9 protein-coding genes are annotated in these 7,676 nt (G+C 64.9%); 6 read left to right on the top strand and 3 right to left on the bottom strand.

The annotated features are described in order from the left end of the window. Positions 1-175: 175 nt before the first annotated feature. Together HX824_RS32020 and gspH are read right to left on the bottom strand one after the other, a co-directional pair. Entirely contained in the window at positions 176-772 is a 597-nt protein-coding gene (locus HX824_RS32020) for a type II secretion system protein GspJ (RefSeq protein WP_177056071.1), read from the bottom strand. Then, positions 765-1,217, bottom strand: coding sequence for a type II secretion system minor pseudopilin GspH (gene gspH, locus HX824_RS32015; protein ID WP_177023357.1), 453 nt, complete (start codon positions 1,215-1,217; stop codon positions 765-767). The genes HX824_RS32020 and gspH overlap by 8 nt, the downstream gene beginning before the upstream one ends. Before the next feature lie 85 nt (positions 1,218-1,302). On the opposite strand from gspH, the gene HX824_RS32010 reads away from it, so the two are divergent. Continuing rightward, positions 1,303-1,734 (top strand): type II secretion system protein N, encoded by a 432-nt coding sequence (locus HX824_RS32010; RefSeq protein ID WP_087695374.1) that lies wholly within the window; start codon positions 1,303-1,305, stop codon positions 1,732-1,734. Here HX824_RS32010 and gspI read toward each other — a convergent pair. Then, positions 1,721-2,119, bottom strand: coding sequence for a type II secretion system minor pseudopilin GspI (gene gspI, locus HX824_RS32005; protein WP_008431408.1), 399 nt, complete (start codon positions 2,117-2,119; stop codon positions 1,721-1,723). The two genes, HX824_RS32010 and gspI, sit on opposite strands and share 14 nt — an antisense overlap. A gap of 148 nt (positions 2,120-2,267) precedes the next feature. Here gspI and gspG point away from each other — a divergent pair, with 148 nt between their 5' ends. The 5 genes from gspG to gspD are packed head-to-tail and all read left to right on the top strand — an operon-like array spanning position 2,268 to position 7,593. Next, positions 2,268-2,705, top strand: coding sequence for a type II secretion system major pseudopilin GspG (gspG, locus tag HX824_RS32000; protein WP_003218660.1), 438 nt, complete (start codon positions 2,268-2,270; stop codon positions 2,703-2,705). A gap of 8 nt (positions 2,706-2,713) precedes the next feature. Next, positions 2,714-3,661 (top strand): type II secretion system minor pseudopilin GspK, encoded by a 948-nt coding sequence (gspK, locus tag HX824_RS31995; protein ID WP_157222816.1) that lies wholly within the window; start codon positions 2,714-2,716, stop codon positions 3,659-3,661. After that, complete coding sequence (gene gspL, locus HX824_RS31990) at positions 3,658-4,770, top strand: type II secretion system protein GspL (protein ID WP_177056069.1); 1,113 nt, start codon at positions 3,658-3,660, stop codon at positions 4,768-4,770. The genes gspK and gspL overlap by 4 nt, the downstream gene beginning before the upstream one ends. Further along, positions 4,763-5,287, top strand: coding sequence for a type II secretion system protein GspM (gene gspM, locus HX824_RS31985; protein ID WP_003218654.1), 525 nt, complete (start codon positions 4,763-4,765; stop codon positions 5,285-5,287). The genes gspL and gspM overlap by 8 nt, the downstream gene beginning before the upstream one ends. Beyond that, a complete protein-coding gene (gene gspD, locus HX824_RS31980) occupies positions 5,284-7,593 on the top strand; it encodes a type II secretion system secretin GspD (RefSeq protein ID WP_177056067.1) in 2,310 nt (769 codons plus the stop codon). The genes gspM and gspD overlap by 4 nt, the downstream gene beginning before the upstream one ends. Positions 7,594-7,676 lie beyond the last annotated feature (83 nt).

The raw sequence follows: 7,676 nt of genomic DNA, 5'->3' as shown, positions 1-7,676 counted from the left end.
CGCTTTAGCTTTTGATTTTGCTCTTCAACACTCAAGCCTAAGCGAGGAGCCGAGTGGTGGGGCAAGAGCGTTTTGCTTACTTTTGACTGGGCCGGCATTCCGGCTTTTCGAAAGTGAGCGGAACCCATATCAGCCATAACAAAAATAACGGATATGTACACCACCCCAAAAAGCCCTACCGCAAGGGCCCCAAAACCTGCCGATACCGCTCCACCCCCTGGCCCGTCTCCCGCACCAGAACCACCTCGATCCCCAGCGGTTCATCCTGCCGATTCCCACTCAACTGCCGCCACCCCTTGTCCCAAACCCGCACCTGCAAATCCCTGACCTGCCCAAGCACCGCCACCGCATCCCTGGGCGCCGGCAGCGGATACCGATCCCGCGCCGGTGCAGCTGCCCGGTACAGCGTGTCGCCCTTGAGCCACCACCGCACCCGCTGCAACCCATCCCCAGGAACCGGCGCACTCCGGATCACCTCCAACCGAAACCCTTTGCTATCCGAACTCCTCACCGACACCGCCGCCAACCCGCCAGGCTTCGGCGCGTCTTCGCCAATCGGCGGCCCCAACTCAACCCCCGCGCGCAAGCTCACATCCAGCTGCATCTGGTTCAGCGCCCGCAACAACACCTCAGTCTGCTCACTGCTGGCCTGCAAATGCTGATCAGCCCGGGTCACACTGTCCAACCCGCGCCAGGCAATCACACTGACCACCGCCATCAACATGATCGCCACCATCACCTCGATCAACGTAAAACCCTTCTGGTCACTCATGACTCACCACCCGCAACAACCCCGCCGCATCCCGTTGCAGGCTCAGGCTGTATTGCCCATCCGACAGCACCACCCGCACCGGCGGGTTCACCCATTCAGCATCCAGCACCAATGTTTTCCCGGGCTCGATGCGCACCTGCATCGGCGCACTGTCCCAGGCCCGCGGACGCAGTTGCTGATCGCCGCTGAAGTTCTCCACTCCCAGCCCATCATCGGTAACGCGGCTGAAGCGAAATCCCTTGGCATCGGCTTTCCAGGTAATCGCCCGGCCATCGGCACGCGCCTCGGCCTGGGCCATCTGCAGCAATTGGCTCAAGCGTTCCGCGTCCTTGCGCAGCAGGTGCAGCGGATCAGGCTTGATGCTCAGGCTGATGGCCGCACTGGCGATGCCGATGATCACCAGCACCACCATCAACTCGATCAACGTGAAGCCCTGCTGTTTCATTTTTTGCTCCCTGATCAACCGCTGAAATAAAAAGGTGTGAATTGCCCTGTAGCCTGAGGCGACGGACAAACAGGAGGTCCCGCCCATGGCATTCATCCATCGTTTTTCACCCGCCCATGGCGTCCAGGCCGTGGCGTTGCTGGCGGCGCTGGCAGGGGTTGCGACCTGGACGCCACTGTTGCTCACGTCGGCCGAGTCCCACACCCCGCAGGCCGCGCCCCAGGCGTTGGCGGCCCGCAGCGACAACCCCGCCGTGCAATGGTTTTCCAATACCCCGGCGGTGATGCAGATCAAGGTCTCCGGGGTGCTTGCCGGGGCGCGTGGGGCGGTGGCGATCCTCAGTCTCAACGACGGCCCGCCCCGCAGCTTTTTGTTGGGTGAACGCCTGAGCCCCGGCGTGCGGCTGACGGCCATTGAAGGCGATAGCGTGGAGATCGAGCGCGGCGCGGAAAAAATCCGCGTGCCCCTCGACAAGTTGCCCGACGGGCCGACGTTGCCAAGCCTCATTCGGCAGTAACCGGGCGCTTCACCGGCGGGCGCCCCAGCAGTGTCTCCAGGCGTGCCAGGGGGGGCGCTTCCCGGGTGGCGTCCAGCACCTGCACGCTGACCTGGAACAGGCGCCCATCCGGCCCGTTGCTGATGGTCTGTTCGCAACGCAGTTTCAGCCGGCCCTGGTCGCAGTCGAACGTCTTGCGCCCGGTGCTCACCCGACCTTCCAGGCGCAGTTCCGCCATCCGCCCCTGGGCTGCCAGCAGCGCCATCGACTTGTCCCGCAGCAGGCCGTTGCTGGTGGTCATCAGCCCGGCCACGCGTACCGCCGCCGCCATGGCCACGGCGATGATCGCCAGTGCCACCAACACTTCAATCAGGGTGAAACCTTGCTCGTTGCGGGGCCCGCCCATGGCGTACTCAAAACCGGGAAACAGGCCCGCAGACTAGCCCCGGGAGTTGACCGATTGGCGACCAAAGCTCCCGAGGATTTTCAACATGACTGACATGTGTTCTTGCAACACTGCGCCACGAAATGCACTCAAGCCAAGGAATGTCGACATGGATATCGCACACTTCACGTCAGCGCGCAGGCAGCGCGGTTTCACCCTGATCGAGATCATGGTGGTCGTGGTGATCCTGGGGATTCTGGCGGCGCTGGTGGTGCCCAAGGTGCTCGACCGCCCCGACCAGGCGCGGGCCACAGCGGCCCGGCAGGACATTGGCGGACTGATGCAGGCCCTGAAACTCTACCGCCTCGACCACGGCTCGTACCCGAGCATGAACCAGGGCTTGAAGGTGCTGGTGGAACGCCCGGCCGATGCGAAAAACAGCAACTGGCGCGCCTACCTCGAACGCTTGCCCAACGACCCGTGGGGCAACCCGTATCACTACCTCAACCCTGGGGCCAACGGCGAAGTGGATGTGTTCTCCCTCGGCGCCGACGGGAAACCTGATGGTGACGGCGTGAATGCCGATATCGGCTCCTGGCAGCTGTAAGGCCGGCGATGAACAGCCATTCGCCTACAGCGGCGAAGCAGCGCGGCATGGCGATTATCAGTGCCTTGCTGATCGCGGCCGTGGTCGCGGTGCTTGCCGGCGCCATGCTCACCCGGCAAACCGTGTTCACCCGCAGCCTGGAAGCTGAACAACTGCGTATCCAGGGCCAATGGTTGTTGAATGGCGGCCTGGAAACCAGTCGCCAGCTCCTGTGGGACGCGCGCCGCCAGGACGTGTTGACCCGGCTCGATCAACCGTGGGCACGGCCCCTCGGCGGTGCTTTCGAGGGGCGGATTGAGGATGAGCAGGGCAAGTTCAACCTGCGCAACCTGGTGACCCAACAACACCCGGACGCCGGGCAATTGCAGAGCTTCGAACGCCTGTGCCAGTTGATCGGCATCGAGCCGGCCGTGAGTCGCCGCATCAGCCGGCGAGTGATCGACTCATACGACCAGCGCGAGCTCGGCGCCTCACTTACCGGCGGCTTCAACAGCAGCCGGGATACCTCGCCCGGTGCCGCCGCGCCATTGATCCCGGCCAAGTACCCGATGTTGCGCAGCCTCACCGACCTCAGCGGTATCGAAGGCCTCGACCCGCGCCAACTGCGGCGCATGGCGAGCTATGTCAGCGTGCTGCCCGGCAATACCTGGGTCAACGGCAATACCGCCAGCGCCGAGGTACTCAGTAGCGTGGTGCCGGGGCTCAGCCTGTCCCAGGCTCAGGCACTGGTGGCCGAGCGCGACGGCGGGCGCTGGTTTGTCAATCGCGGGGATTTCGTCAACCGGTTGCGCATGCCACAAGTCGCGGTGGACACGGTGCAGGTGGGGATCACCAGCGAGTGGTTTCGCGTGCACGGCCAGGCGCGCCGCGAGCAGCGTCGGGTCACGCTGGAGGCGTTGCTGTATCGCCCGGAAGACCGTCAGCCCCAGGTGATCTGGTCGCGGGTGGGCGTATGAAGCGTTTGCGCATCGGCTTGCCGCCGCTGGATGAACTCACCACCGAGAGCCAGGTGCAGTTCGCCTGGCTGGACCGCGCCGGGCAGGTCAGCCAGCAGGGCGAGGGCCGCCTGGCGCAATGGGCGAATACCCAGGCGGAGTGTTTTCTGCATCCACGGGACAGCTTGCTGACCAGCCTGGAGCTGCCGCAATTGCCCTCCGCCAAGGTCGACGATGCAGTGACCTGTGCGGCCCAGGCACTGATCCTCGGCCCGCTGGAATTGATGCATGTGGCCCACGGTCCACGGGACAGCAGCGGCCTGGTGCAGGTCGGCTGGTTGCCCAAAAGCAGCCTTGAGCACCTGGGCCGGATAACGACCCAGCTGAAAATCAAAGTGCGTGGCCTGTACCCGGCGCCCTACGCGTTGCCGGTCAGCGGGCCAGCGAGCGCGACCTTCTGCGACGGGCATTTGCTACTGCGCCATAGCCTGCAGCAGGGCGCGGTACATCCTCTGGGGCAGCAGGCGCTGGATGATCTGCTCGCCACCGGTGTCGATGTGCTCCATGTGGCCGACGATGCCCGTTGGAGCGGTACCGCGCCGGGCTGGGGTTTGCACGGTCGGCTCCAGCAGGCGGCAACCGGTGGCTGGGGCAGGGCGGCGGCCTGCACGGCGCTGGCGGTCGCCATCTGGGCCCTGGGCCTGAACCTCTACGCCGCCCGCCAGGTCGACGAAGGCCAACGCCTCAAGGCGCAGATGAGCCAGCAAGTACGCCAGGCCTTCCCCGAACTGCCGGTGATTCTCAACCCGCTGCAACAAGCCCGTCAGCAACTGGCCGCACGCCAGAGCGGCGCGGCGGCCGAACCTGGGCAGCGCTTTACCGGCTTGCTGGCGCTGGCGGGCAGCAGCCTGCCGTCCATGGCGGACAGCGTCGAGAGCTTGAGCTACGAGCAAGGCCGCCTGCAGCTGAGCCTGCTGCCGGACGCCCGGACCCCGGCGCTGGCCGCTGACGCGCAGGCGCTGCTGGCCCAGGCCGGGTTCAGCGCCCGTCGCGACGACCAGGGCTGGACAGTCGGCCCGCTTACCGAGCGCGTTGAAGCCGATGCAGACGATGAGGCCGAAGATGAATAAGCGTTGGCAGCTTCTGCGCAGCCAGGCCCAGGTGTTCTGGAACGGCCTGGCCATGCGTGAAAAACGTCTGTTGGTGGGTGCCGGCCTGGTGCTGGCGGGCCTGCTGACCTGGTTGCTGTTGATCCAGCCACCGCTGAAGAAAATCGACTACTGGCAAGCCGAAACCCCGAAACTGCGCAGCCAGGCCGAGGCCTTGCAGGTGCTGCTGCAAGGCGTCGCCCCAGCCCCGCGCAGCAGTGACCTGGAAACCGCCTTGCACCAGTCCCTCGACAACGCCGGGCTGCAGGGCCGCTATCAATTGCAGCCGCAGGACACCGGCAGCTGGCGCCTGACCTTCGACGACGCCCCGGCGGACGCGGTGATCGACTGGCTGCTGGCCAACCCCCGGCCGTTCTCCCTGGAAGTCTCTGCGGCCCGCCTGCAACGCGCAGGCGAGGCCACCCCTTCAAACTCGGCCGGCACCTTGTCCGGGACCGTTCGCATGGATCAGGCGCCTGGCGCTAAGGAAGCTTCATGAAGTGGTCATTGCCCAACGCTGCGCCTTATCGCAAGGTCGCCCCTTTGCTCTTGTTGGCGCTGGGAGCGTGCAGCAACCCCCAATCCTCCGCGCCGTTGCTGGTGGACAGCGAGCTCGGCCAACCCCTGGCCGACACCCGGCGCAGCGGCGACACACCACTGGACCGCCAGCGCGAAACCGTGCCGCCACCCCGGGTGCAACACCCGGTGACCAACAGCGCCCGCAGCCATGGCGCCGCACCGGCCAGGGCGCGCAACCCGCTGGGTGATCAACCGGTACAACTGAACTTCGTCGACGCCGATATCCAGGCGGTGGTGCGCGCCTTGTCCCGCGCCACCGGCCAGCAATTCCTGGTTGACCCGCGTGTCAAAGGCAACCTCACGTTGGTCAGCGAAGGCCAGGTACCGGCGCACCAGGCCTTCGACATGCTGCTGGCGGCGCTGCGCATGCAGGGCTTCAGCGTGGTCGACGTAGGCGGCGTGGCCCAGGTGGTGCCGGAGGCGGACGCCAAGCTGCTCGGCGGGCCGATCTACAGCGGCGCCAACCCGGGCGGGCAGGGCATGCAGACCCGCACCTTCCGCCTGCAATACGAAAACGCGGTGAACCTGATCCCGGTACTGCGCCCCATCGTGTCGCCGAACAACCCGATCAACGCCTACCCCGGCAACAACAGCATCGTGATCACCGACTACGCGGAAAACCTGGCGCGGGTGGCACAGATCATCGACGGCATCGACACCCCGAGCGCCATCGACACCGACGTGGTGAAGGTGCAGAACGGCATCGCCGTGGACATCGCCGCCATGGTCTCGGAACTCCTCGAAACCCAGGGCGCCGACCAGACCCAGAAGATCAACGTGATCGGCGACCCGCGCTCCAACTCCATCATCATCCGCGCCGGCAGCCCGGAGCGCACGGAACTGGCGCGCAACCTGATCTACAAGCTCGACAACGCCCAGAGCAACCCGAGCAATATGCACGTGGTGTACCTGCGCAACGCCCAGGCCGGCAAGTTGGCGCAGTCGCTGCGGGGCTTGCTCACTGGCGAGAGCGACACCGGTACCAGTGACAATGCGCGGGGCAAGTTGAGCAGCATGGGCGGCAACACCCAGGGTGGCCAGGGCAGTACCCAGAACAGCAGCGGCACTCCCACCGGCAGCGGCACTGTCCAGCCCAGTGGCTATGGGCAGGACACCAGCAGCACCGGAGCCTCTTCCCCCAACGACCAGAACACCGCGTTCAGCGCCGGTGGCGTGACGATCCAGGCGGACGCCACCACCAACACCTTGCTGATCTCGGCGCCGGACCCGCTGTATCGCAACCTGCGGGAGGTGATCGACATGCTCGACCAGCGTCGCGCTCAGGTGGTGATCGAGAGCCTGATCGTCGAAGTGGGTGAGGACGATGCCAGCGAGTTCGGGGTGCAGTGGCAGGCGGGGAACCTGGGCGGGAAGGGTGGCTTTGGCGGGGTGAACCTGGGGGGCAGCGGCTTGAATGGAACCCCCACCAGCAAGACCAGCATTGATGTGTTGCCCAAGGGTTTGAACATCGGGCTGGTGAACGGCTCGGTGGACATTCCGGGGATTGGCAAGGTGCTGGACCTCAAGGTGTTGGCCCGGGCGTTGAAGAGCAAGGGCGGGACTAATGTGTTGTCGACGCCGAACCTGCTGACCCTGGATAACGAGGCGGCGAGTATTTTTGTGGGGCAGACGATTCCTTTCGTCACGGGCAGTTATGTGACCGGTGGCGGCGGGACCAGCAATAACCCGTTCCAGACGGTACAGCGGGAGGAGGTGGGGCTGAAGCTGAACGTGCGGCCGCAGATTTCCGAGGGGGGGACGGTGAAGCTGGATATTTATCAGGAGGTCAGCAGCGTCGACACGCGGGCTTCGGTGGATGCCGGGACGGTGACGAACAAGCGGGCGATTGATACGAGTATTTTGCTGGATGACGGGCAGATCATGGTACTTGGCGGGCTGTTGCAGGATGGGTATAGCCAGAGCAATGACGCGGTGCCCTGGTTGTCGGATATTCCGGGGTTGGGGGCGTTGTTCAGGAATGAAAAGCGCAGTGTGACGAAGACTAATTTGATGGTGTTTTTGCGGCCTTACATTATTCGTGACGGCGGGGCGGGGCGCAGTATTACGCTGAATCGCTATGAGTTTATGCGCAGGGCCCAGGGTGGGTTGCAGCCGGAGCATAGTTGGGCGATGCCGGATGTGCAGGCGCCGCAGTTGCCTTCGGTGGATAAGGCGATTCCCGGGGGGCAGGGGGTTAGGGCGGTGATTCGGGCGGTGCCGCGGTGATTTGGGTTTTGGATGGGGGGCATATCCGTTGCTGCGGTAACGGCCACCTATGGTTCCGCTCTTACAGCGGGTCACTTTTGGCA

Origin of the sequence: Pseudomonas sp. D4002 (genome assembly GCF_013385665.1) — a bacterium.
GTDB lineage: Bacteria > Pseudomonadota > Gammaproteobacteria > Pseudomonadales > Pseudomonadaceae > Aquipseudomonas.
The sequence above is the reverse complement of the archived record's forward strand: the minus strand, read 5'-3'. Positions and strand labels throughout refer to the sequence as shown.

Coding starts and splice junctions, on each gene's coding strand:
- HX824_RS32020 (WP_177056071.1), bottom strand. CDS start 772: ATGAGTGACCAGAAGGGTTTTACGTTGATCGAGGTGATGGTGGCGATC.
- gspH (WP_177023357.1), bottom strand. CDS start 1,217: ATGAAACAGCAGGGCTTCACGTTGATCGAGTTGATGGTGGTGCTGGTG.
- HX824_RS32010 (WP_087695374.1), top strand. CDS start 1,303: ATGGCATTCATCCATCGTTTTTCACCCGCCCATGGCGTCCAGGCCGTG.
- gspI (WP_008431408.1), bottom strand. CDS start 2,119: ATGGGCGGGCCCCGCAACGAGCAAGGTTTCACCCTGATTGAAGTGTTG.
- gspG (WP_003218660.1), top strand. CDS start 2,268: ATGGATATCGCACACTTCACGTCAGCGCGCAGGCAGCGCGGTTTCACC.
- gspK (WP_157222816.1), top strand. CDS start 2,714: ATGAACAGCCATTCGCCTACAGCGGCGAAGCAGCGCGGCATGGCGATT.
- gspL (WP_177056069.1), top strand. CDS start 3,658: ATGAAGCGTTTGCGCATCGGCTTGCCGCCGCTGGATGAACTCACCACC.
- gspM (WP_003218654.1), top strand. CDS start 4,763: ATGAATAAGCGTTGGCAGCTTCTGCGCAGCCAGGCCCAGGTGTTCTGG.
- gspD (WP_177056067.1), top strand. CDS start 5,284: ATGAAGTGGTCATTGCCCAACGCTGCGCCTTATCGCAAGGTCGCCCCT.